At 58.3% G+C, this 23,042-nt stretch carries 21 protein-coding genes and 1 pseudogene; 6 read left to right on the forward strand and 16 right to left on the reverse strand.

The window, feature by feature from the left end; translation table 11 throughout:
• Positions 1-2: 2 nt before the first annotated feature.
• The 3 genes from rimM to ffh form a co-directional block, all read right to left on the reverse strand.
• Entirely contained in the window at positions 3-542 is a 540-nt protein-coding gene (gene rimM / locus GHO41_RS06310; RefSeq protein WP_153391216.1) for a ribosome maturation factor RimM, read from the reverse strand.
• Positions 543-547: 5 nt separating this feature from the next.
• Positions 548-799 carry a 30S ribosomal protein S16 gene (gene rpsP, locus GHO41_RS06315; protein ID WP_048368177.1) on the reverse strand — a complete coding sequence of 84 codons (252 nt, stop codon included), beginning with the start codon at positions 797-799 and terminating at the stop codon, positions 548-550.
• Between the two features lie 249 nt (positions 800-1,048).
• Positions 1,049-2,425, reverse strand: a complete 1,377-nt coding sequence (gene ffh / locus GHO41_RS06320; RefSeq protein ID WP_048368178.1) for a signal recognition particle protein — start codon at positions 2,423-2,425, stop codon at positions 1,049-1,051.
• Positions 2,426-2,632: 207 nt separating this feature from the next.
• On the opposite strand from ffh, the gene GHO41_RS06325 reads away from it, so the two are divergent.
• From GHO41_RS06325 to GHO41_RS06335, 3 genes and pseudogenes are all read left to right on the forward strand, one after another.
• The gene (locus GHO41_RS06325) at positions 2,633-3,445 is read left to right on the forward strand and encodes an inner membrane protein YpjD (protein WP_048368180.1); all 813 of its coding nucleotides are present in this window, start codon (positions 2,633-2,635) and stop codon (positions 3,443-3,445) included.
• Between the two features lie 185 nt (positions 3,446-3,630).
• A pseudogene (locus tag GHO41_RS06330) lies at positions 3,631-4,335 on the forward strand (transporter associated domain-containing protein); the annotation flags it as partial.
• Between the two features lie 253 nt (positions 4,336-4,588).
• Entirely contained in the window at positions 4,589-5,905 is a 1,317-nt protein-coding gene (locus GHO41_RS06335; protein WP_153433200.1) for an MFS transporter, read from the forward strand.
• Between the two features lie 78 nt (positions 5,906-5,983).
• On the opposite strand, the gene purT is transcribed toward GHO41_RS06335, so the two are convergent.
• The 5 genes from purT to GHO41_RS06360 all read right to left on the reverse strand — a co-directional run bounded on the left by purT (position 5,984) and on the right by GHO41_RS06360 (position 9,255).
• Positions 5,984-7,165, reverse strand: coding sequence for a formate-dependent phosphoribosylglycinamide formyltransferase (gene purT / locus GHO41_RS06340; RefSeq protein ID WP_153433201.1), 1,182 nt, complete (start codon positions 7,163-7,165; stop codon positions 5,984-5,986).
• Positions 7,166-7,256: 91 nt separating this feature from the next.
• A complete protein-coding gene (locus GHO41_RS06345; protein WP_048368183.1) occupies positions 7,257-7,727 on the reverse strand; it encodes a VUT family protein in 471 nt (156 codons plus the stop codon).
• Between the two features lie 157 nt (positions 7,728-7,884).
• On the reverse strand, positions 7,885-8,091 hold the full coding sequence (locus tag GHO41_RS06350; protein WP_153391220.1) for a DUF1289 domain-containing protein: 207 nt from the start codon (positions 8,089-8,091) through the stop codon (positions 7,885-7,887).
• Positions 8,084-8,611, reverse strand: coding sequence for a gamma carbonic anhydrase family protein (locus tag GHO41_RS06355; RefSeq protein ID WP_048389723.1), 528 nt, complete (start codon positions 8,609-8,611; stop codon positions 8,084-8,086). The genes GHO41_RS06350 and GHO41_RS06355 overlap by 8 nt, the downstream gene beginning before the upstream one ends.
• Before the next feature lie 41 nt (positions 8,612-8,652).
• Positions 8,653-9,255 (reverse strand): CoA pyrophosphatase, encoded by a 603-nt coding sequence (locus GHO41_RS06360; protein WP_153433202.1) that lies wholly within the window; start codon positions 9,253-9,255, stop codon positions 8,653-8,655.
• A gap of 145 nt (positions 9,256-9,400) precedes the next feature.
• Between GHO41_RS06360 and GHO41_RS06365 the strand changes: the two genes are divergently transcribed.
• Positions 9,401-9,958, forward strand: coding sequence for an NUDIX hydrolase (locus GHO41_RS06365; protein WP_048368188.1), 558 nt, complete (start codon positions 9,401-9,403; stop codon positions 9,956-9,958).
• A gap of 35 nt (positions 9,959-9,993) precedes the next feature.
• Complete coding sequence (locus GHO41_RS06370) at positions 9,994-10,560, forward strand: murein L,D-transpeptidase family protein (protein ID WP_153328816.1); 567 nt, start codon at positions 9,994-9,996, stop codon at positions 10,558-10,560.
• 74 nt (positions 10,561-10,634) lie between these two features.
• On the opposite strand, the gene GHO41_RS06375 is transcribed toward GHO41_RS06370, so the two are convergent.
• Together GHO41_RS06375 and purL are read right to left on the reverse strand one after the other, a co-directional pair.
• Entirely contained in the window at positions 10,635-10,946 is a 312-nt protein-coding gene (locus GHO41_RS06375) for a YqfO family protein (RefSeq protein ID WP_048368190.1), read from the reverse strand.
• Between the two features lie 158 nt (positions 10,947-11,104).
• Positions 11,105-15,001, reverse strand: a complete 3,897-nt coding sequence (gene purL / locus GHO41_RS06380; protein WP_048368191.1) for a phosphoribosylformylglycinamidine synthase — start codon at positions 14,999-15,001, stop codon at positions 11,105-11,107.
• 285 nt (positions 15,002-15,286) lie between these two features.
• Here purL and mltF point away from each other — a divergent pair, with 285 nt between their 5' ends.
• Positions 15,287-16,744 (forward strand): membrane-bound lytic murein transglycosylase MltF, encoded by a 1,458-nt coding sequence (gene mltF, locus GHO41_RS06385; RefSeq protein ID WP_048368192.1) that lies wholly within the window; start codon positions 15,287-15,289, stop codon positions 16,742-16,744.
• Positions 16,745-16,857: 113 nt separating this feature from the next.
• Here mltF and pdxJ read toward each other — a convergent pair whose 3' ends face one another.
• From pdxJ to lepA, 6 genes are all read right to left on the reverse strand, one after another.
• A complete protein-coding gene (pdxJ, locus tag GHO41_RS06390) occupies positions 16,858-17,601 on the reverse strand; it encodes a pyridoxine 5'-phosphate synthase (protein ID WP_371928856.1) in 744 nt (247 codons plus the stop codon).
• Between the two features lie 50 nt (positions 17,602-17,651).
• Positions 17,652-18,341, reverse strand: a complete 690-nt coding sequence (recO, locus tag GHO41_RS06395; protein ID WP_048368194.1) for a DNA repair protein RecO — start codon at positions 18,339-18,341, stop codon at positions 17,652-17,654.
• A gap of 147 nt (positions 18,342-18,488) precedes the next feature.
• On the reverse strand, positions 18,489-19,391 hold the full coding sequence (gene era / locus GHO41_RS06400; RefSeq protein WP_048368196.1) for a GTPase Era: 903 nt from the start codon (positions 19,389-19,391) through the stop codon (positions 18,489-18,491).
• Positions 19,384-20,073, reverse strand: coding sequence for a ribonuclease III (gene rnc, locus GHO41_RS06405; protein WP_048368198.1), 690 nt, complete (start codon positions 20,071-20,073; stop codon positions 19,384-19,386). Before rnc ends, era begins: the two co-directional genes overlap by 8 nt.
• 260 nt (positions 20,074-20,333) lie before the next feature.
• Positions 20,334-21,188: a signal peptidase I gene (gene lepB, locus GHO41_RS06410; protein WP_048368199.1), complete on the reverse strand. Its 855-nt coding sequence runs from the start codon at positions 21,186-21,188 to the stop codon at positions 20,334-20,336.
• A 5-nt stretch (positions 21,189-21,193) separates the two neighbouring features.
• Positions 21,194-22,993 (reverse strand): translation elongation factor 4, encoded by a 1,800-nt coding sequence (gene lepA, locus GHO41_RS06415; protein ID WP_048368201.1) that lies wholly within the window; start codon positions 22,991-22,993, stop codon positions 21,194-21,196.
• Positions 22,994-23,042: the final 49 nt, after the last annotated feature.

Consider the following 23,042-nt stretch of genomic DNA (forward strand, 5'->3'; position numbering starts at 1 on the left):
GCTTAGAAGTCCGCATCCCAATCCACCTTCATCTCGCCGGCTACCAGGTCGACGCTCAGCACGCATTGCTCTGTGTAGGGCAACAAGCGATCACGGTCATCCAGGCTACCTGGGCAAGGTTTGACGTACATCACATCGTTAGAGCCAGTCTCTAGCAGGTGATCGATTTTCCCGAGCAATTGCCCTTCTGTATCGATGACCTTGAGGCCTTCAAGCTCGTACCAGTAGTACTCGCCGTCGGTCAGTTCAGGGAACAGGCTGCGTGGTACGCAGATTTCGAATTCGCGAAGAAGACCTGCTTCATCACGGTCATCGAGACCTTTGATCTTCACAACCAGAAACTTGCCGTTCTGGGAACGACCACTGACCAGCTCTACCTGCCGCACATCAGCACCACGCCGAAGCGTGACTTTTTTGTAATCGAGCAGGTTGTCAATTGGATCCGTAAAGGAATACACCTTCACTTCGCCGCGTACGCCATGAATCGAAAAAATCTTGCCGATAACGATCAAATCATCAGCAGTTTCAGGCGTCACGCTCATATTGCTCAGGCCGCAGCCTTAGCATTGACCTTCACAAGCTGAGCTACGCGCTCAGACATTTGTGCACCAACGCCCAACCAGTAAGCGAGACGGTCTTCTTTAACGGAGAAACGAACTTCCTGACCACGGGCAACCGGGTTGAAGAAGCCAATTTGTTCCTTGTGGGAACCGTCACGTGGGTTACGGCTGTCGGTAACGGTCAAGTGGTAAAACGGGCGCTTTTTGGAGCCGCCAAGGGCAAGACGGATTGTTAGCATGTGAACATCGTTCCTGTAGTCGGTGCTGCAAATCTAAATGCACAGCGGGCATAGGTGCCCGAAAGGCCGCATATTCTAAGGAATATCCGGACTTTTGCAAATGTCTTTTTCAGGCGCCTATGGGCCTGCGATGTAGATTTGCCATAAGGCCGCCACGAATGGCGACAGGTCAGCTCCCGCACAACGCGGGTTTGCCGGGTGTCTCGCAAGGTTGCGAGTTACCCGCACGCACGCGTGCGGGCGGGTAATTTACATTTTTGGCATGCCGCCGCCGGGCAACATCGAGCCCATGCCGCGCATCATTTTGGCCATTCCGCCTTTGGCGGAGAATTTTTTCATCATCTTTTGCATCTGCTTGTGCTGCTTGATCAAGCGGCCGATGTCCTGCACCTGAGTGCCGGAGCCCATGGCAATACGACGTTTGCGCGAACCGCTGATCAGGTCAGGGTCACGGCGCTCGGCCGGAGTCATGGAGTTGATGATGGCTTCCATTTGCTTGAACTGCTTTTCAGCAGCGCCCTGGGCATTGCCCATTTGCGCCAGATTGACACCGCCCATGTTCGGCAGTTTGTCCATGAGGCCGCCAAGGCCGCCCATGTTCTTCATCTGTTGCAGTTGATCGCGGAAGTCTTCGAGGTCGAAGCCTTTACCTTTTTTAAGCTTTTTAGCCAGTTTGTCGGCTTTGTCTTTATCGAGCGTCTGTTCAGCTTGCTCGATCAAGCTGAGCACGTCGCCCATGCCCAGAATGCGCGAGGCAATACGGTCCGGGTGGAACGGCTCGAGCGCGTCGCTCTTCTCGCCCATACCGATGAACTTGATCGGCTTGCCGGTGATCGAGCGCACGGACAACGCCGCACCGCCACGGGCATCACCGTCGACCTTGGTCAGGATCACACCGGTCAATGGCAGCGCATCACCAAAGGCCTTGGCGGTGTTGGCCGCGTCCTGGCCGGTCATGGCGTCGACCACGAACAGGGTCTCGACCGGCTTGACCGCCGCGTGCAGCTCCTGGATCTCGGCCATCATCTCGGCGTCGATGTGCAGACGACCGGCGGTGTCGACGATCACGACATCGATGAATTTGAGCTTGGCTTCATTAATAGCCGCTTGCGCGATGGCCACTGGCTTCTGGCTGATATCGGACGGGAAGAACGTAACGCCCACTTCGCCCGCCAGGGTTTCCAGCTGTTTAATGGCCGCCGGACGGTACACGTCGGCCGACACCACCATCACGGTTTTCTTTTTGCGCTCTTTAAGGAAGCGCGCCAGCTTGCCGGCGGTGGTGGTTTTACCCGCACCCTGCAAACCGGCCATCAGAACCACGGCAGGCGGCGCAACATTGAGGAGCAGGTCCTCGTTGGCAGCGCCCATCAGGCTTTCGAGTTCGGCCTGGACGATTTTTACAAACGCCTGACCCGGCGTCAGGCTGCGCGACACTTCGGTGCCGACCGCGCGCTCTTTGACCGAGTTGACGAAGTCTTTGACCACCGGCAAAGCCACGTCGGCTTCCAGCAACGCCATGCGCACTTCACGCAGGGTGTCTTTAATATTGTCTTCGGTCAGCTTGGCCTTGCCGGTGACATGGCGCAGCGTCTGCGAGAGACGATCGGTTAAATTTTCAAACATGCGCGATCCTTTCAGGCCCAAAGTAGACCGGGGTAATTGCGGCCCAGCCCGTGTAAAACTGATGCTCGGCGAGCCTGCGGCGTGGGCAGGTCGCGGATTATAGCGAAGACTGGCCGCCGCGCACACCTTGGCGTCGCGTATGTAGTCTTTCGTGTACGGTCGGTTGTATGCCAAACTCAGCCCTTTCGGGCTTGCCTAACAGGATTTATGCTCCCCTTGTCACCCAGCTTGCTACCCAGCCTCGCCGCCGCCTGCTTATATGCCGCTGCGACCTTTTATCAAGGCAAATGCCTGCGCCAGGGCGCCAAGGCCAACAAACGCCTGTTGGTAACGCTCGGCATTCTTGCCGTCATCGCCCACGCCGCGAGCCTGTTTACCCATCTGCTGACACCGGCAGGGCTTGAGCTGGACTTTTTCAGTGCCGCGAGCCTGATTGCCGTGGCGGTGATCATCGTGACGCTGGTGGCCTGCGCCCGCATCCCGGTCGAGAACCTGCTGCTACTGCTGTACCCGCTGGGGATATTCACCGTACTGATGTCACAGTTCGCTCCCGCCGGCACCGTTCAGGTGGTCGATGAAGAGCCGGGAATCCTGCTGCACATCCTGCTGTCGATTCTGGCGTACGGCATGTTCACGATTGCTGTGTTCCAGGCCCTGCTGCTGTCCTTGCAGAACTACCAGCTCAAGCACAAGCACCCCAAGGGCCTGATCAAAAACTTCCCGCCGCTGCAAACCATGGAAAGCCTGCTGTTTGGGTTCCTGTGGGCGGGCTGGTCGCTGCTGTCACTGTCGCTGATTTCTGGCTGGGTGTTCCTGGGCAACCTGTTTGCCCAGCACCTGGTGCACAAGACCCTGCTCGCTTGCCTGGCCTGGATTGTCTTTAGCGTGCTGCTGTGGGGGCGTAACCGCCTCGGCTGGCGCGGGCACAAAGCCATCCGCTGGACGCTTGCCGGTTTCTGCCTGTTAATGCTGGCCTACTTTGGCAGCAAACTGGTTCGTGAATACATTCTGCATATCTGACGGCGATGAATATGGATAGCTTGCCCCACGGTCCAGTGCTTGCAGTGTTGGCCCTGCTGTTTCTCGGCTTAGGCTTCTTTATTGGCAAAACGTCGCGCAAGGCTGGCGCCAAGGCGCACCGCGACGCGCCGCAGCAGTCGCCCAGCGAAGTCCCGACCCGTGACGCCGAGCCCTCCAACAGCCGCCCCGGCCTGCTGTCGGGCATTCAGGCGCTGGACAACATCACCGTCAACGACATCCTGATCCCGCGCAGCGAAGTCGAAGGCCTGAACCTCGATGACCCGATCGAAGACCTGATCGAGCAACTGCGCATGACCAAACGCACGCGCCTGCCGGTGTTTCACAACGACATCAATCAGGTCGAAGCCATCCTCAATACCCGGCACATCCAGCACATGCTGCCCGATGCCAGCCTGACCAAAGAAGCCTTGCTGGCGGTCTGCCACGAACCCTACTTCGTTCCCGAAAGCACCCCGCTGCAACTGCAACTGCTCAATTTTCATAAACAGCAGCGCCGCATAGGCGTGGTGGTCGACGAATACGGCGAAGTGCTCGGCATTGTCACGCTGGAAGACATTCTCGAAGAGATCGTCGGCGAATTCGAAAACGAGCAAGACCTCGACAACCCGCACATTGAGCCGCTCCCCGATGGCCGCTATGTGGTCGATGGCGCCGCCAGCCTGCGCGAATTGAACAAAAGCCTAGGCTGGCACCTGCCCAGCGACGGCCCGAAAACCCTCAACGGGCTGGTTACCGAAGCGCTGGAAACCATCCCCGAAAGCACTGTGTGCCTGAAGATCGGCCATTACCGCCTCGAAATCCTCGCCACCGAAGATAACCGCGTCAGCCGTGTGCTGATCTGGCACGACAGCGTCAAGCTCGCGGCCTGATCACCATGTAAGGCCTTGTTACATTCGATTTGGCCTCCCTATAATCAATGCGCTTATCCAAGCCCCGCCGACACGCGTGCTACCCGCACCCTGCGCTGTCAGCGGGTGGCTGCACGTACAATCAGCGCTTGTTCCCATCCCGAACCGCGTTTACACCCAGCCTCAGGGCTTAACGACCATAACAATTGCTCCGGCACATCCAGCCGCCAAGGCGGATAGCGACCACGAGCTCATAACTGTCAGGGATATGCGCATGACTTCCAGCACCACTTACAGCGAAGCCTCGCCTGATAAACCGGCCAATTCCGCGACCCGCGTCGCGACGGCCAGCTTTATTGGCACGGCCATCGAGTTCTATGACTTTTATGTCTATGCCACCGCGGCAGCATTGGTCATTGGCCCGGTGTTTTTCCCGCAAACATCCGGCACCGCACAAATGCTGTCGGCATTTCTGACCTTTGGTATCGCCTTTCTCGCCCGCCCGCTGGGTTCATTCCTGTTTGGCCACTTTGGTGACCGGGTCGGGCGTAAATCCACGCTGGTGGCGTCCCTGCTGCTAATGGGCGTGTGTACCACTTTGATCGGCGTGTTGCCGGGCTACGCCACCATTGGCGCCTGGGCCCCGATCCTGCTGTGCGTGCTGCGCTTCGGCCAAGGCTTGGGGCTAGGCGGTGAATGGGGCGGCGCGGCCTTGCTGGCCACCGAAAACGCGCCGAAAGGCAAGCGCGCCTGGTTCGGCATGTTCCCGCAATTAGGTCCGTCGATTGGCTTTCTGGCCGCCAACGGCCTGTTCCTGATACTGGCCATGTCCCTCAGCGACGAACAGTTCCGCTCGTGGGGCTGGCGCATTCCGTTCCTGTTGAGCGCCGCACTGGTGATGGTCGGCCTGTATGTGCGCCTGAAGCTGGAAGAAACCCCGGTGTTCGCCAAAGCCGTGGCGCAACACGAACGGGTGAAAATGCCGATCGTCGAACTCTTTGCGCAATATTGGGCACCGATGCTGCTGGGCGCCGCCTCGATGGTGGTGTGTTATGCGCTGTTTTACATCTCCACGGTGTTTTCGCTCAGTTATGGCGTGTCAACCCTGGGCTACACCCGCGAAACGTTCCTTGGCCTGCTGTGCTTTGCCGTGCTGTTTATGGCCGCCGCAACGCCGCTGTCGGCCTGGGCCAGCGATCGTTACGGGCGCAAGCCGGTGCTGGTGGTCGGTGGCGTACTGGCGATTCTGTCCGGCTTTTTGATGGAACCGCTGCTCACCCACAGCACCACCTGGGGCGTGGCGCTGTTCTTGTGCATTGAGCTGTTTTTGATGGGCGTGACCTTCGCCCCCATGGGCGCCCTGCTGCCGGAACTGTTTCCGACCCGTGTGCGTTACACCGGCGCGTCAGCAGCCTATAACTTGGGCGGGATTGTCGGCGCATCGGCCGCACCGTTCTTCGCCCAGAAGCTGGTGGCGATGGGTGGTTTGAGCTGGGTGGGCGGGTATGTCTCGGGCGCAGCGGTGCTCAGCTTGATCGCTGTGCTGTGCCTGAAGGAAACCAGAGAAGCGGACCTGAACAAGGTCGCATAACGACTGTAGGAGCGAGCTTGCCTCGCGATCTTTTAAAGCTCAAAAGATCGCGAGACGAGCTCGCTCCTACAGGTCGGGTTACAGCTCTACGACAACCGCTTGAGCGGCGCGGGTGGCTTTGGCGCGGGCCGCTTCAATCGACTCGTCACGGGCCAGGGCAACGCCCATGCGGCGCTGGCCATTGACTTCTGGCTTGCCAAACAAGCGCAGCGCGGTGTCCGGCTCGCTCAGGGCGGCGCCGAGGTTGGCGAATGCGGTCTGGGTCGACTGGCCTTCTACCAGAATCACGGCCGAAGCCGATGAGCCAAACTGACGGATCAACGGAATCGGCAAGCCCAGAATGGCGCGGGCGTGCAGTGCAAACTGCGACAGGTCTTGCGAGATCAGGGTCACCAGACCGGTGTCATGGGGGCGCGGCGACACTTCGCTGAACCACACCTGATCGCCTTTGATAAACAGCTCTACGCCAAACAGACCACGGCCGCCCAACGCTTCAGTCACCGCTTTGGCAACGCGCTCGGACTCAGCCAGAGCGATCGGGCTCATGGCCTGTGGCTGCCAGGATTCCTGATAATCGCCCTTCTCTTGACGATGGCCGACCGGCGCGCAGAAGGTTGTGCCGCCTACGTGACGCACGGTGAGCAAGGTGATTTCGTAATCGAAGTCGATAAAGCCTTCGATAATGACCCGGCCTTTGCCCGCACGACCGCCTTCTTGCGCGTAGTCCCAGGCCTTTTGCACGTCGTCAGCGCTGCGCAGCAGGCTTTGGCCCTTGCCCGACGAACTCATCACCGGCTTGACCACACACGGGAAGCCCAAGTCTTCGACCGCTTTGCTGTAGTCCTCGAAGGTGTCAGCGAAGTGGTACGGCGAGGTCGGCAAGTCCAGCTCTTCAGCGGCCAGGCGACGAATGCCTTCGCGGTTCATGGTCAGCGAGGTGGCACGCGCGGTCGGGATCACGGTGAAGCCTTCGGCTTCCAGCTCGACCAGCGTCGCGGTGGCGATGGCTTCGATTTCCGGAACGATGAAGTGTGGCTTTTCCAGCTCGATGACGGCACGCAGCGCAGCGCCGTCCAGCATGTTGATCACGTGGCTGCGGTGCGCAACCTGCATGGCCGGGGCATTGGCATAGCGATCAACGGCGATCACTTCAACGCCCAGGCGCTGCAATTCGATGACGACTTCTTTACCCAGCTCGCCGCAGCCACACAGCAATACGCGGGTCGCGGTCGGCGACAGTGGAGTTCCGATACGGGTCATTTCAGGTCCTCAAGGAAGCAAATCATCGAAGGCGCGTGCAACGCTCGCGCCTGCCGGGAAGAAAGGCCAGCATTTTACATGATCCAGCGTGTCAGGCTTTAGCTTGGTTGGCTTTGCGCAATCGCCAGGCCATGGCCAGCCAGACACAGGTCACACCGGCAAATTTTGAAGCCATCGCAGTGATGATCACGCCGGGGGTAAAGGCGTCGATCATGCCGAAGAAGATAAAGGTATCAATCGGGATGCTCAGCGCCGAGCTGATCCACAGGCGGTCGTGCAGCGGCCGCTTGGTGATGCTGAACACCAGCCAGTCAATGCATTCGGACACCGCAAAGGCGGTGGCACTGGCCAGGGCAATCGAGGGATCGGAGGTGATATAGGACAACACCAGCGCGACCAGCATGGCTATCAACGCGCCATGACCGAAGCGCGTTTGCACCATGTCGCGCAGCACAAAGACCAGCCCACCCCAGGCTGACCAGATGATGTCCAGGTGCGGCGCCGAAGAGAACGCGTAGTTGATCAGCACAACGCTGGCGATGTAAGCGATTAGAAACAGCATGGTTGCGGGTGGCACCTCAAATTAAGGCGCACAGGGTACTTGAGTCATGCCCTTTTTTGTAGCCGCTGCCGCAGGCTGCGATGGGTTGCGCAGCAGCCCCAGGATTTTGAAGCCCCTTCGGGCCTTATCGCAGCCTGCGGCAGCGACTACAAAGCAATTACTGACCGCCCAACACCCACATCACGCCGCTGGATTTGGCCCGTTCATGACACAAGGCCAGCACTTCGCGGCGCTCGGGGTTGGTCATGCGGCTCCAACGGGTGATTTCGGCCACGGTGCGCTGGCAGCCGGTGCAGATGTCATCGTCGTCCAGTGCGCAAATGCTCACGCATGGCGAGGCGACCGGGCGCTCGGCATCACTCATCGTCTTGCACCGCCAGGTCGCGGGCATAGCGCTGGCCGTTTTTCACATAGCTGGCCGCGCTGGCTTCGAGCATTTTTTTCTGTTCTTCGGTCAGCTCACGCACCACTTTGCCCGGCGAGCCCATGACCAGCGAACCGTCCGGGATCTCCTTGCCCTCGCCGATCAGCGAGTTGGCGCCGATGATGCAATGTTTGCCGATTTTGGCGCCGTTGAGGATGACCGCATTAATGCCGATCAGGCTGTAATCGCCCACGGTGCAGCCATGCAACATGGCGTTATGGCCAATGGTCACGCCAGTGCCCAAGGTCAGCGGGTAGCCCATGTCGGTGTGCATCACCGCGCCGTCCTGCACGTTACTGTGCTTGCCGATCAGGATCAGTTCGTTATCGCCGCGCAACACAGCGTTAAACCAGACACTGGCGCCCTCTTCCAGACGGACCTTGCCGATCAGGGTGGCATTGGGGGCCGCCCAACTATCGGGATGTGTGTCGACGCAGGAATCGCCCAAGCGATATTTCATACTGATGTCCTCAAGGCAGGCGTGGCTGTCTGCAGACAGCTCTATACATTGATAAAACGTTCAGGCGGGGTGTGCATGCTGATGTTGACGTCGTCGTACAGCAGGTTCATCAACTCAACGATCATGATCGCCGACAAGCCCCAGATCTTGTAAACACCAAAACGGTAACTGGGCACATACCAGCTGCGCCCCTGGTAATCGATACGGTGGGTGTGCTCGCGCGGATCCTGGCGGAAAAAATCCAGCGGCACGCTGAACACCGCCGCAATCTCGGCATCGTTGGCCAGATACTCGACGTAGTCCGGGACCAGCCCAACATAAGGCGTGACACGGATACCGTGCAGTGAGACCAAAGGGCTGAGAGGCCCGACGACCTCGACCAGCCCCGGCGGCAAACCGATTTCTTCTTCGGCTTCACGCAGAGCAGTAAACACCAGGTCCGGGTCTTCGGGGTCGCGGCGCCCCCCCGGAAAAGCCACTTCACCGCCGTGAGTCGACAACCCGCTGGCACGCAGGGTCAAAATCAGTTCAGGCTTGTCACTGCGCGTCACCGGCAACAGTACCGCGGCCTCCGGAAAGCTGCGGTCTGTTTCCAGCGTCCGTGGGGTGTAGCGACTCATACGGCTAAGTAGCTCATCCAGCATAGGTCATCTCGATCCGTCACTTATCGGGCATCATGCACCAAATTGCCCAAGGCACCCAAGCCCCAGACTGTCGCAGGGCACAAAGTGGGGCTTGCCGTAAATTCGTCTCAGCCCCAAGATAGGCGCCACAGCGCGAGAGCACAGCATGAAATTTTGCAGTCAGTGCGGCAACTCTGTCAGCCAACATATCCCGCAGGGCGATTCGCGCCTGCGTTATGTCTGCGACCACTGCCACACGATTCATTACCAGAACCCGAATATTGTCGCCGGCTGCCTGCCCACCTGGGGCACGCAAGTGCTGCTGTGCCGTCGCGCCATCGAACCGCGCAAAGGCTTCTGGACACTGCCCGCAGGCTTTATGGAAAACGGTGAAACAGTCGAACAGGCGGCCCGTCGGGAAACCCTCGAAGAAGCGTGCGCCCAGGTTCAGCAGTTGGCGATCTACACGTTGATTGATGTACCCCACATTAATCAGGTGCATATTTTCTACCGCGCCCAATTGCAAAGCCCCGACTTTGCCGCCGGTGAAGAAAGCCTCGAAGTGCGATTGTTTGATGAGGCCGATATCCCTTGGTCCGAGTTAGCTTTTCGCACTGTGAGCCGTACCCTAGAATGCTTTTTTTCTGATCGCCCGACACAGGCTTACCCTGTGCGCAGCGAGGCGGTACCGCCGCTGCCAGAGTTGATAACACCCCCACAATAATGATGTTCGCCTTGTACCTCAGGAATACCTCCCTAATGCGCTGGTTGCTTGCTGCACTTTGCCTGTCGTTTGCCGTTACTTGCCAAGCCGCTGTAGTCATGACTATCAACGGTAAGCCCGTCGACAAAGAACAGGTGCTTAAACCTCCCCAAGCGTCACAACGGGCCAGTGCCAGCAAATCGGTCGATAAGATCCTGGTGATCAAGTCAGCGCGCAGGCTCGAACTGATCAGCGATGGAAAAGTGATCAGAAGCTATCGCATCTCATTGGGCAAACAGCCTAAAGGGCCAAAATTACAGGAAGGCGACAAGCGCACCCCCGAAGGGCTGTACTGGGTGGATTGGCGCAAGCGCAGCGACAAGTTCAACCTGGCCATGCACATCAATTACCCCAACATCAGCGATGCCGCCAAGGCTCGACGTGAAGGGGTGAATCCGGGGTCGATGATCATGATTCATGGCACGCCAGACTCTGAAGAAAACCCCGAAGAGCTGTTCCACACGCTGGACTGGACCGATGGCTGCATCGCCATGAAGAACTACGAAATGCGTGAAGTCTGGAGCATGGTCAAAGACGGCACGATGGTTGAGATACGCCCTTAACCTGCAAAAACGCCGCGCACTAAAAAGCCCGCTGCCCCCATAAGGGCCAGCGGGCTTTTTTATGCAGCGCCGGGTTAGATATCAGCCAGGCGCCACACCTCGTATGCAGGTGTTTCATACGGGTGGCTGTGCTTGAGCGCAGCCACCACGGCCTGAATCAACTCATCTGCAACGACCAGCTCAACTTTCCATTCGCCGACATACTCGACCTGACCGGTTTGCCCGATAAACGGCTGACTGCCGTCCAGCGCACGAAACTGGCCCTGCCCCATGGTCTGCCAGGCGCAGTGGTCATAGCTGCCGATGCGACCGCCACCGGCGGCGAATACGGCATCTTTGACCCCATCAACATGGCTTGGCGGAACGAAAAAGCTGAGCTTGTACATAAGCGAACACTCTGTTGAACATGCCTGGAAACCTGTGGGAGCCTGGCTTGCCAGCGATGCAGTCAACACGGTTTCTGTTAAACCGCGTCGATGCCATCGCGAGCAAGCCCGCTCCCACAAGGGATATGCGTCTAACGGGCATTGAACTTCAAAATGCCTTAGTCGACCCAGACGCGAGCGTTACGGAACATGCGCAACCATGGCGCATCTTCGTTCCACTCTTCAGGACGCCACGAGTTCTGCACGGCGCGGAACACACGCTCAGGGTGCGGCATCATGATCGTCACACGGCCATCACGGCTGGTGAGGCCGGTAATGCCGCGCGGCGAGCCGTTCGGGTTGGCCGGGTAGTTCTCGGTGACCTTGCCGTGGTTGTCGACGAAACGCAGGGCAACGGTGCCCGACAGATCGGCTTGCAACAGCGCTTCAGGGCTGGCGAACTCTGCGTGGCCTTCACCGTGAGCGATGGCGATTGGCATGCGCGAACCGGCCATGCCCTGCAGGAAGATCGAGTTCGACTCTTGCACTTGAACCATGGCGACACGGGCTTCGAACTGCTCGGAGCGGTTACGCACAAAGTGCGGCCACAACTCGCTGCCCGGAATCAGTTCGCTGAGGTTGGACATCATCTGGCAACCGTTGCACACACCGAGGCTGAAGCTGTCGGTACGCTCGAAGAAGCCCTGGAACGCATCACGTGCGCGGGCGTTGAACAAGGCCGACTTGGCCCAGCCTTCACCGGCACCCAGTACGTCGCCGTAAGAGAAACCACCGCACGCTACCAGACCCTTGAACTCGTTCAGGTCGACACGGCCGGCCAGAATGTCGCTCATGTGCACGTCGATCGCGTTGAAACCGGCACGGTCAAATGCCGCTGCCATTTCAACCTGACCGTTAACGCCCTGCTCACGCAGAACGGCAACTTGTGGGCGAATGCCTTTTTTGATGTACGGCGCGCTGATGTTGGCGTTGACGTCAAAGCTCAACTGAGCGGTCAGGCCCGGGTTGTCTTCTTCCAGCAGCACGTCGAATTCTTGCTGCGCGCAGTCTGCGTTGTCACGCATACGCTGGATCTGGAAGCTGGTTTCAGCCCACTGACGCTGCAACTCGCCGCGCTGACCAACAAACACTTTGTCACCGTGGAAGCTGATGGTGACTTCGCTGTTGTTCAGCGGCTGACCAATCACGTCAACGCATTCACCCAGACCCGCCGCGCTGAACTGTGCGAGCACGTCAGCGGTAGCGTCCTGGCGAACCTGGATCACGGCACCCAGCTCTTCGTTGAACAGCACGGCCGGCAATTGACCAACGCTGTCGGCCAGACAATCGAGGATCAGGTTCAGACCGCAGTGACCGGCAAACGCCATTTCCATCACAGTGGTCAGCAAACCACCGTCAGAACGGTCGTGGTAAGCCAGCAGGTGGCCATCAGCGTTCAGACCTTGAATGACCGCGAAGAAGGCCTTGAGGTCTTCTGCGTCGTCAACGTCCGGGGCTTGTTTACCAAGCTTGCCGTAGGTCTGGGCCAGGATCGAAGCGCCCATACGGTTTTGGCCACGGCCCAGGTCGATCAGGATCAGATCGGTCAGGCCTTTGTCCATGCGCAGTTCTGGGGTCAGGGTGCGGCGAACATCGAGCACCGGTGCGAAACCGGTGACGATCAGCGACAGCGGCGAGGTCACGCTCTTGTCGGTGCCTTCATCGTTCCAGCGGGTTTGCATCGACATCGAGTCTTTGCCCACCGGAATGGTGATGCCCAGCTCGGGGCACAGTTCCATGCCGACCGCTTTTACGGTGTCGTACAGACGCGCGTCTTCACCTGGGTGGCCAGCCGCCGACATCCAGTTGGCCGACAGTTTGATGTCAGAGATTTTGCCAATTCGCGAGGCCGCGATGTTGGTCAGGGTTTCACCGATGGCCATGCGGCCCGATGCCGGAGCATCCAGCAGTGCCAGCGGCGTCCGCTCGCCCATGGCCATGGCTTCACCGGTGTACACGTCAAAGCTGGTCGCGGTAACGGCAACGTCTGCCACCGGCACCTGCCACGGGCCGACCATTTGATCACGGGCAACCAGGCCGGTGATGGTACGGTCGCCGATGGTGATCAGGAAGCTCTTGCTGGCGACTGCCGGGTGGTGCAGAACGCGCTCGATACACTCGCCCACGTTCAGCGCTGCCGGATCGAAGTCATCGCCCAGCTCGGCTTCACGCACCACCGAACGGTGCATGCGTGGCGCCTTGCCCAGCAACACTTCCAGTGGCATGTCCACCGGGCTGTTGCCGAAATGGCTGTCGGTGACGGTCAGTTGTGGCTCGGCAGTAGCCTCGCCCACCACGGCAAACGGGCAACGCTCACGCTCGCAGATCGCCTGGAAGCGCTCGAAGTCTTCAGCGCTGACTGCCAGAACGTAACGTTCTTGGGATTCGTTACTCCAGATCTCGTGCGGGGCCATGCCCGGCTCGTCGTTTGGAATGTTGCGCAGTTCGAAACGGCCACCACGGTCGCCGTCGTTGACCAGCTCAGGGAAGGCGTTGGACAGACCGCCCGCACCCACGTCGTGGATGAAGCTGATCGGGTTTTTGTCACCCAATTGCCAGCAACGGTCGATTACTTCCTGGCAGCGGCGTTCCATTTCAGGGTTTTCGCGCTGTACCGAAGCGAAGTCCAGGTCGGCCGAGCTTGCGCCAGTGGCCATGGACGAGGCAGCACCGCCGCCCAGACCGATCAACATGGCCGGGCCACCCAGCACGATCAGTTTGGCGCCAACGGTGATTTCGGCTTTTTGTACGTGTTCGGCGCGGATGTTGCCCATGCCGCCCGCCAACATGATGGGCTTGTGGTAACCGCGCACTTCATCACCGTGCGGGGTGGTGATGGACTGCTCGAAGGTACGGAAGTAACCGGTCAGGGCCGGACGACCGAATTCGTTGTTGAACGCCGCGCCACCCAGCGGGCCTTCAATCATGATGTCCAGCGCCGTCACGATGCGCTCTGGCTTGCCGTACGGCACTTCCCACGGCTGGGTAAAGCCCGGGATTTGCAGGTTGGAAACGGTAAAGCCGGTCAGGCCTGCCTTTGGCTTGGCGCCACGGCCGGTTGCACCTTCGTCACGAATTTCGCCACCAGAACCGGTCGCTGCACCCGGGAACGGGGCAATGGCGGTTGGGTGGTTGTGCGTTTCAACCTTCATCAGGATGTGCACAGGCTCCTGCACCGCGCCGTACTGGCGGGTTTCAGGGTTCGGGAAGAAACGCCCGCCAACGCTACCGACGATCACCGATGCGTTGTCTTTATAAGCCGACAGAACACCTTCGCTGTGCATCACGTAGGTGTTTTTGATCATGCCAAACAGGCTTTTTTCCTGGCTTTGGCCGTCGATGTCCCAACTGGCGTTGAAGATCTTGTGGCGGCAATGCTCGGAGTTCGCCTGGGCAAACATCATCAGTTCGATGTCGTGCGGGTTGCGGCCCAGACCATTGAACGCATTGACCAGGTAGTCGATTTCGTCTTCAGCCAGCGCCAGGCCCAACTCAACGTTGGCTTTTTCCAGCGCGGCGCGACCGCCACCCAGCACATCAATGGCGGTCAGCGGCTTTGGCTCGGCATGGCTGAACAGACCGGCGGCCTGCTCCAGGTCGCCCAGTACGATTTGGGTCATGCGGTCATGCAGAACCGATGCAATCAGTTCGGCATCGGCGTCGCTGAACTGGCCAGCCACATAAAAAGCAATGCCGCGTTCCAGGCGCTGGATTTTCGCCAGGCCACAGTTACGGGCAATATCGCTGGCCTTGCTCGACCAAGGAGAAATGGTGCCAAACCGCGGCAACACCAAAAACAGTCGGCCATTTGGCTCTTGGACCGGCACGCTTGGGCCGTACTTCAGGAGACGAGCCAGTACCTGCTGTTCATCGCTGGTCAAATCACCGGTGACATCGGCAAAGTGGGCGAACTCAGCATACAAACCACTGACAGCCGGAACCTTGAGGCTCAGTTGTGCAAGGAGTTTGCTGTGGCGAAAGGCAGAAAGGGCAGGAGCGCCGCGCAGGATCAACATCTTCGGGACAGCCTCGGGAGGGGTGTGCTTTGAGGCCCGGCATTCTAGCCTAAACCTTCGGTCACGGCACCCGAAACGGCACACTAGACGTACGCCAAACGTCGTTAATCGACCAAATCCTTATTCTTTATGGCTATCAGCGTGTAAACAGATGGTCGGTAATGATCTTTAGACCTCGCTCCAACCCCCATTCCACAGGGGTTGCAGCGTTTTGGGCGGCTGTTATCAGAATGCCCACAGATTGTCGAGATATGGCACCCGTGCTGCTTTGCGTATACTGCGCGCATGTTTTCTCTAACTGCATTCCGCCAGCGTGGGGCCAAGTGGCTGCTCGTAACCGGACTCTTCCTGATGCTCGGTGCCTGCGTTGAAAAACCCAGCACCCTTGAGCGCGTAAAGGAGGATGGGGTACTGCGGGTGATCACCCGTAACAGCCCGGCCACCTATTTTGAAGATCGCAACGGCGAAACCGGCTTTGAATACGAGTTGGTCAAACGCTTTGCCGACGATCTGGGCGTCAAGCTGGAAATCGAAACGGCTGACAACCTCGACGACCTTTTCAACAAGCTGGGCCAACCTGACGGCCCGGTTTTAGCTGCTGCCGGCCTGGTCAGCAGCGATAACCGCCTCGCACAAGCCAAGTTTTCTCACCCGTACCTCGAAGTCACGCCGCAGATCATTTACCGCAACGGGCAATCACGCCCTACCACGGCGGCCGATCTGGTCGGCAAGCGCATTACCGTACTCAAGGGCAGTTCCCACGCCGAACAGCTCGCCGAACTTAAAAAGCAATATCCCGGCATCGAATACGACGAGTCCGACGCCGTTGAAGTCGTCGACTTGCTGCGCATGGTCGATGAAGGGCAGATCGACCTGACCCTGGTCGACTCCAACGAAATGGCCATGAACCAGGTGTACTTCCCCAATGTGCGCGTGGCCTTTGATTTGGGCGATGCCCGCAGCCAGCGCTGGGCCGTGGTCGCAGGCGAAGACAACAGCCTGCTCAACGAAATCAACACCTACCTGGACAAGGTCGAGAAAAACGGCACCCTGCAGCGCCTTAAAGACCGCTACTACGGGCACGTTGATGTATTGGGCTATGTGGGCGCCTACACCTTTGCCCAGCACTTGCAACAGCGCTTGCCCAAGTACGAAGTGTTCTTCAAGGATGCCGCGAAAAAAGAGCAGATTGACTGGCGCCTGCTGGCAGCCATGGGCTATCAGGAATCCTTGTGGCAAGCCGCCGTAACCTCTAAAACCGGGGTTCGCGGGCTGATGATGCTGACCCAGAACACCGCGCAGGCCATGGGTGTGTCCAACCGACTGGACCCCAAGCAAAGCATTATGGGGGGCGCCAAGTACCTGGCTTACATCAAGGACCAACTGGACAGTGATATCGCCGAGCCAGACCGTACCTGGTTTGCACTGGCGGCCTACAACGTGGGCACCGGGCATCTGGATGACGCACGCAAGTTAGCAGCCAAAGAAGGCCTGAACCCGAACAAGTGGCTGGACGTAAAGAAAATCCTGCCTCGCCTTGCGCAGAAGCAGTGGTACAGCAAAACCAAATATGGCTACGCCCGTGGCGGCGAGCCTGTGCACTTCGTGGCCAACATCCGCCGTTACTACGACATCCTCACCTGGGCCACACAGCCACAGCTTGAAGGCGACCAAGTGGCCGACGGCAAACTGCACATCCCCGGCATCGACAAGACCAAGCCCAAAGAAGAACCGCAGCTGTAAAACACGCTACCGCTTAGAGCCAGATCACACTGTAGGAGCGAGCTTGCCTCGCGATCTTTCGATCTTTGAAAAGATCGCGAGGCAAGCTCGCTCCTACAGGTTTTGAATATGTCTTAGGCTTTTGAGGCCGCCAGAATCAGGGCTTTCATCTCGGAAACGGCCGACTTGAAGCCGACGAACAGTGCATGAGCAACCAATGCATGGCCAATGTTCAGTTCGTTGATGCCCTTGATCGCCGCCACGGCTTCGACGTTGTGATAATGCAGACCATGGCCGGCGTTCACAATCAGCCCCTGCCCCAGGCCAAAGGCCACGCCATCAGCCACGCGCTGCAGTTCTTCTGCCACGTCAGCCGGGGTCTGGGCATCGGCATAACGACCGGTATGCAACTCGATGGCGGGGGCGCCCACACGGCGCGACGCTTCGATTTGGCGCTCGTCCGCGTCAATAAACAGCGAAACCTCGCTGCCAATTTTGCTCAGGCGCTCAACCGCAGCCTTGATCCGCGCTTCTTGCCCGGCAACGTCCAGACCGCCTTCGGTGGTCAGTTCTTGACGGGTTTCTGGGACGAGGCAGATATGCGCCGGACGAATGCGCTCGGCAAACGCCATCATCTCTTCAGTCACGCCCATTTCGAAGTTCATACGCGTTTGCAGCACATCCTTGAGTAGCAAGACATCGCGCTCTTGAATGTGGCGACGGTCTTCGCGCAGATGCACGGTGATGCCGTCGGCCCCCGCCTCTTCCGCGTCCAGAGCCGCTTTGACCGGGTCCGGGTAACGCGTGCCTCGCGCCTGACGCAGCGTAGCTACGTGGTCGATGTTCACGCCAAGAAGAATGCGATTGCTTGTGGTCACGAGGGCTCTCCTGAAGAGTTGAAGATTCGGCGCACAGCATACCGGTCTATTCAGGGCTTGCGAAACAACTCACGACTGGCCAGGGGCTTACCAGCCAAATGAACGGCCAACGCCTGACGCATCAGACGTTTGGCCGCCGACAAGGCGCCCGTTGCGCTCCAGTCGGCTTGCGCCATGGCCAGCAGCTCAACACCATTGAACAACCCCGGCTGCAACAACCAGACACGCTCAAGCCCGGCGTCCACTTGCAGGCGATATAAGCCATCGGCCTCGATTGGTCCACCATGGATGTCTTCGGTCAGCGAGAAGCTGTAACCCAGGTCGTCCAGCAGCCGCCATTCGAACGCCCGCAGCAAAGGCTCCAACGGTCGCCCTTCGGCCAGGGCCAGCAAGGTAGCAGCGTAGTGATCGAACACTGCGGGGTGCGGGTCTTCGGCAGGGAGCAGACGCACCAGCAGTTCATTGAGATAGAGCCCGCTGAACAGGGCTTCGCCATTGAGCCAGGTCGAAACGCCTGCGCTCTCCATGCGTCCGACATTCTTCAGCTCGCCGCGACCATGGAACTCGATTTCCAACGGCACAAACGGCCGGGCCAGCGTGCCCGCCTTGCCCCGCGCATTACGCAGCACCGCACGCAGACGGCCTTGCGGCGTGATGAAATCCACCAGCGCACTGGTTTCACGGTAAGGACGACTGTGCAGGACGTAAGCGAGTTGAGGGACGATGGATTTGCTGGACATGGGCGATCAGCTTTATCAGAAGTCTAATGTGGGAGCGGGCTTGCTCGCGATAGCATCAACTCGGCAAGGCAGGCAGACCGGTTTGATGCTATCGCGAGCAAGCCCGCTCCCACAGGATCTTGCAAGGCAGCGAGGTATTACAACCTGTTACTGGTCGCCATAGCCCAGCGAACGCAGGGCGCGTTCGTCGTCGGACCAGCCGCCTTTAACCTTGACCCACAAGTTGAGCATGACTTTGGAGTCGAACAGCAGCTCCATGTCTTTACGCGCTTCAGTGCCGATGCGCTTGATGCGCTCGCCCTTGTCGCCAATGATGATTTTTTTCTGCCCGTCACGCTCAACCAGAATCAAGGCATGAATGTGCAAGGTCTTGCCTTGCTGCTTGAATTCTTCGATCTCAACGGTGATCTGGTACGGCAGCTCCGCACCCAGCTGGCGCATGATCTTTTCACGGACCAGTTCAGCGGCAAGGAAGCGGCTGCTGCGATCGGTGATCTGGTCTTCCGGGAAGAAGTGGTCGTTTTCCGGCAGATGATCAGCAATCACACGTTCAAGGGCATCGAGGTTGTGGCCGTTTTGAGCCGAAATCGGCACGATCTGGGCATTCGGCAATTGCTCCTGAAGCCAGGTCAGGTGCGGCATCAATTCCGTTTTGTCTTCGATGCGGTCAGTCTTGTTCAACGCCACAATCAACGGGCCAGTCACAAACTGGACGCGCTCAAGAACCATTTGGTCTTCTTCAGTCCACTTGGTGCGATCCACCACGAAGATCACCACGTCGACGTCTTTCAACGCAGCCGACGCAGTTTTGTTCATGTAGCGGTTCAGGGCCTTTTCGCCACCCTTGTGCATGCCCGGCGTGTCAACGTAGATGGCTTGAATATCGCCTTCGGTCTTGATGCCCAGCATGTTGTGACGGGTGGTCTGCGGCTTGCGCGAGGTGATCGCCAGCTTTTGACCGAGAATGTGGTTCAGCAGTGTGGATTTACCCACGTTTGGTCGACCAACGATGGCGACATAGCCACAGCGAGTTGCAGTTGAATCAGTCATGGCCATTCTCCACGCCAAGGGCAATCAGTGCTGCTGCGGCCGCTACCTGTTCGGCAATGCGACGGCTCACACCCTGACCTCGGCTTTTTTCATTCAATAGGGCAATTTCGCACTCAACAAAGAAAGTGCGGCAATGCGGTTCACCTTGAATATCCACCACTTCGTAGCGTGGCAGTTCACAGGCGCGCGACTGCAAGTACTCTTGCAGGCGTGTTTTGGGATCTTTATTGGTGTCGACCAGGGTCAGGGTCTCGAACTCGCCAGCCAGCCAGGCCAATACGCGATCACGGGCGGTTTCCATGCCCGCGTCGAGGTAGATGGCGCCAATCAGCGCTTCAAGGGCATCTGCCAAAATCGACTCGCGACGAAAACCGCCGCTTTTCAGTTCACCCGAACCCAGGCGCAGGTACTCGCCCAACTCAAAACCGCGCGCCAGTACGGCCAGGGTTTCGCCTTTGACCAAACGCGCACGCAGGCGCGACAGCTGCCCTTCGCGGGCCAGCGGGAAGCGATCAAACAACGCTTCACCGGCGACAAAGTTGAGGATTGCATCGCCCAGGAACTCAAGACGCTCGTTATTGCGCCCCGCGAAACTGCGGTGTGTCAGGGCCAGGATCATCAGCTCCTGGTCTTTGAAGGTGTAGCCGAGCTGACGCTCTAAACGATTTAAAGAAAAACTCACGATTTACCCACGCTGAGTTCGTGGCCGAATGTCACCACCGGACCGATATTAGGGATCAGTGATGCTCGTTTATCGCATAGCAAATGGACAGGGAACAGGCTGTTCGCCGCCGTCACACTTAACGCTTTGTTCAAATCCACATCCTGAATACTGTTGACCGCCCTGCCTGAGACGGCAGACGGTCGTAAGAACCGTCAGGCGCCCGATTTATCAGGACGCCTGAAAAGCATTCGGCGCTGTTATTAACAGCGCCGTCTTGGCTACTTGATCAGCCCCACCCGCGAGAAGTTCGGCAGATGGCTCATCTTGGGTTCCGGCCAACTCATCCAAACAGCGAAGGCCTTGCCGACAATGTTCTGGTCGGGAACCATGCCCAGCTCATCTTTGGGAATGTTCGGATCATCCCAGTAACGGCTGTCGTTCGAATTGTCGCGGTTGTCGCCCATCATGAAGTAGTGCCCGGCCGGAACCGTCCACTCGTTATCAGGTGGCGCGCGATAGCGGCTCATTTCCTTGCGGATCATGTGCTCGACTTCGCCCAGCTTCTCTTTGTACAACTCGGCACTGCCCAATGTGCCCGGTTCAACACCTACCAGTTGCTCGGCAACCAGTTGGCCATTGACGTACAAATGCTTGTCGCTGGTGTAGCGAACGGTGTCGCCCGGCAGGCCCACTACGCGCTTGATGTAGTTGACCGACGGATCGCTTGGGTAGCGAAACACCATCACATCCCCGCGCTGCGGATCACCCACTTCGATGATTTTCTTGTCGATCACCGGCAAGCGGATCCCGTAAGAAAATTTGTTCACCAAAATGAAATCGCCCACATCCAGTGTCGGCTTCATCGAGCCCGACGGAATCTGGAACGGCTCAACCAGAAACGAACGCAGCACCAGCACGATGAACAACACCGGGAAGAACGACTTGCCGTACTCGACCAGCAACGGTTCCTTGTTGAGCTTCTCGATGACCTGCATATCAGCCGGCTGAACAGTGGCTTGATAGTTGGCAATGGCCTTGCGCCGGCGAGGTGCCAGGAAGACCAGATCGAGCAGCGCCAGCAAACCGCAGACGGCGACAGCAATAACCAGCAACAGCGGGAAATTTAGTGACATAGGACCTAGCTATCCAACCTGAGCACCGCAAGGAAGGCTTCTTGTGGAATTTCCACGTTACCCACTTGCTTCATGCGTTTTTTACCGGCCTTTTGCTTTTCCAACAGCTTGCGCTTACGGCTAACGTCACCACCGTAGCATTTGGCCAGTACGTTCTTTCTGAGAGCCTTGACAGTGGTTCGCGCCACAATCTGCCCGCCAATGGCGGCCTGGATTGCAACATCGAACATCTGACGCGGAATCAGTTCTTTCATTTTTTCGGTTAGCGCACGCCCTTTGTAGTGGGCGTTGTCACGGTGAACGATCAATGCCAGGGCATCGACTTTTTCGCCGTTGATCAATACATCCAGCTTCACCAGATTAGCCGACTGGTAGCGGTCGAAATGGTAATCGAGCGAAGCATAGCCGCGACTGGTGGATTTGAGACGGTCGAAGAAGTCCAGAACCACTTCGTTCATCGGCAAATCGTAGGTCACTTGTACCTGAGTACCCAAGAACAACATGTCGTGTTGAACGCCACGTTTTTCGATACACAGGGTTATGACGTTGCCCAAGTGCTCTTGAGGCACAAGAATGTTGGCACGCACGATCGGCTCGCGCATGTCCTCGATGGCAGACAAGTCTGGCAGCTTGGACGGGTTATCGACGTAAATCGTTTCACCGTTCTTGAGCAGCAACTCGAAAATTACCGTCGGCGCCGTGGTAATCAGGTCCAGGTCGTATTCGCGCTCCAGGCGCTCCTGGATGATTTCCATGTGCAGCATGCCCAGGAAGCCGCAACGGAAGCCGAAGCCCAGTGCGTCAGAGCTTTCTGGCGTATATTGCAGCGACGAGTCGTTGAGCGTCAGCTTTTGCAGCGCATCACGGAAGTCTTCGAAGTCATCGGAGCTGACCGGGAACAGGCCCGCGTACACCTGCGGCTGAATGCGTTTGAAACCTGGCAGCACTTCAACATCAGGGGTTGTGCTCAGGGTCAGGGTGTCACCCACCGGCGCACCGTGAATGTCCTTGATACCGGCGATGATGAAGCCCACTTCACCGGCCTTGAGGTCGGCAGTGGCAGTGTGTTTCGGGTTGAATACACCGACGCTGTCCACCAGGTGGACCTTGCCGGTGGATTTAACCAGGATTTTGTCGCCCTTCTTCACGCGGCCGTGGCGCACGCGAACCAGGGACACAACGCCCAGGTAGTTGTCGAACCAGGAGTCGATGATCAACGCTTGCAGCGGATCTTCGATATTGCCGGTAGGCGCAGGAATGGTATGCACCAGGCGCTCAAGCACTTCGTCCACGCCCAGGCCGGTTTTGGCACTGCAGGTCACGGCGTCAGTGGCATCGATGCCGATGATTTTTTCGATTTCTTCTTTCACGCGGTCAGGATCGGCCTGCGGCAGGTCGATCTTGTTCAAGACCGGCATCACCTCAAGACCCTGCTCGATAGCGGTGTAGCAGTTGGCAACGGACTGGGCTTCTACGCCCTGACCCGCGTCGACAACCAGCAGCGCACCTTCACAGGCCGCCAGAGACCGGCTGACTTCGTAGGTGAAGTCAACGTGGCCCGGGGTGTCAATGAAGTTCAGCTGATAGGTAATGCCGTCTTTGGCCGTGTAGTACAGGGTAACGCTGTGGGCCTTGATGGTAATCCCACGCTCACGCTCTAGGTCCATGGAGTCCAGTACCTGGGCTTCCATTTCGCGGGCAGTCAGACCACCGCACATCTGAATGAAACGATCGGCCAGCGTCGACTTGCCATGGTCAATGTGGGCGATGATGGAGAAATTGCGGATATGACTCAAATCACTCACGGGTCAACACTCAAAAAAAGTCGCAGGCAGACTGCCCGCCGAAAAATAG

It is taken from the genome of Pseudomonas sp. FSL R10-0399, assembly GCF_009600165.1.
Lineage (GTDB): Bacteria > Pseudomonadota > Gammaproteobacteria > Pseudomonadales > Pseudomonadaceae > Aquipseudomonas > Aquipseudomonas helleri.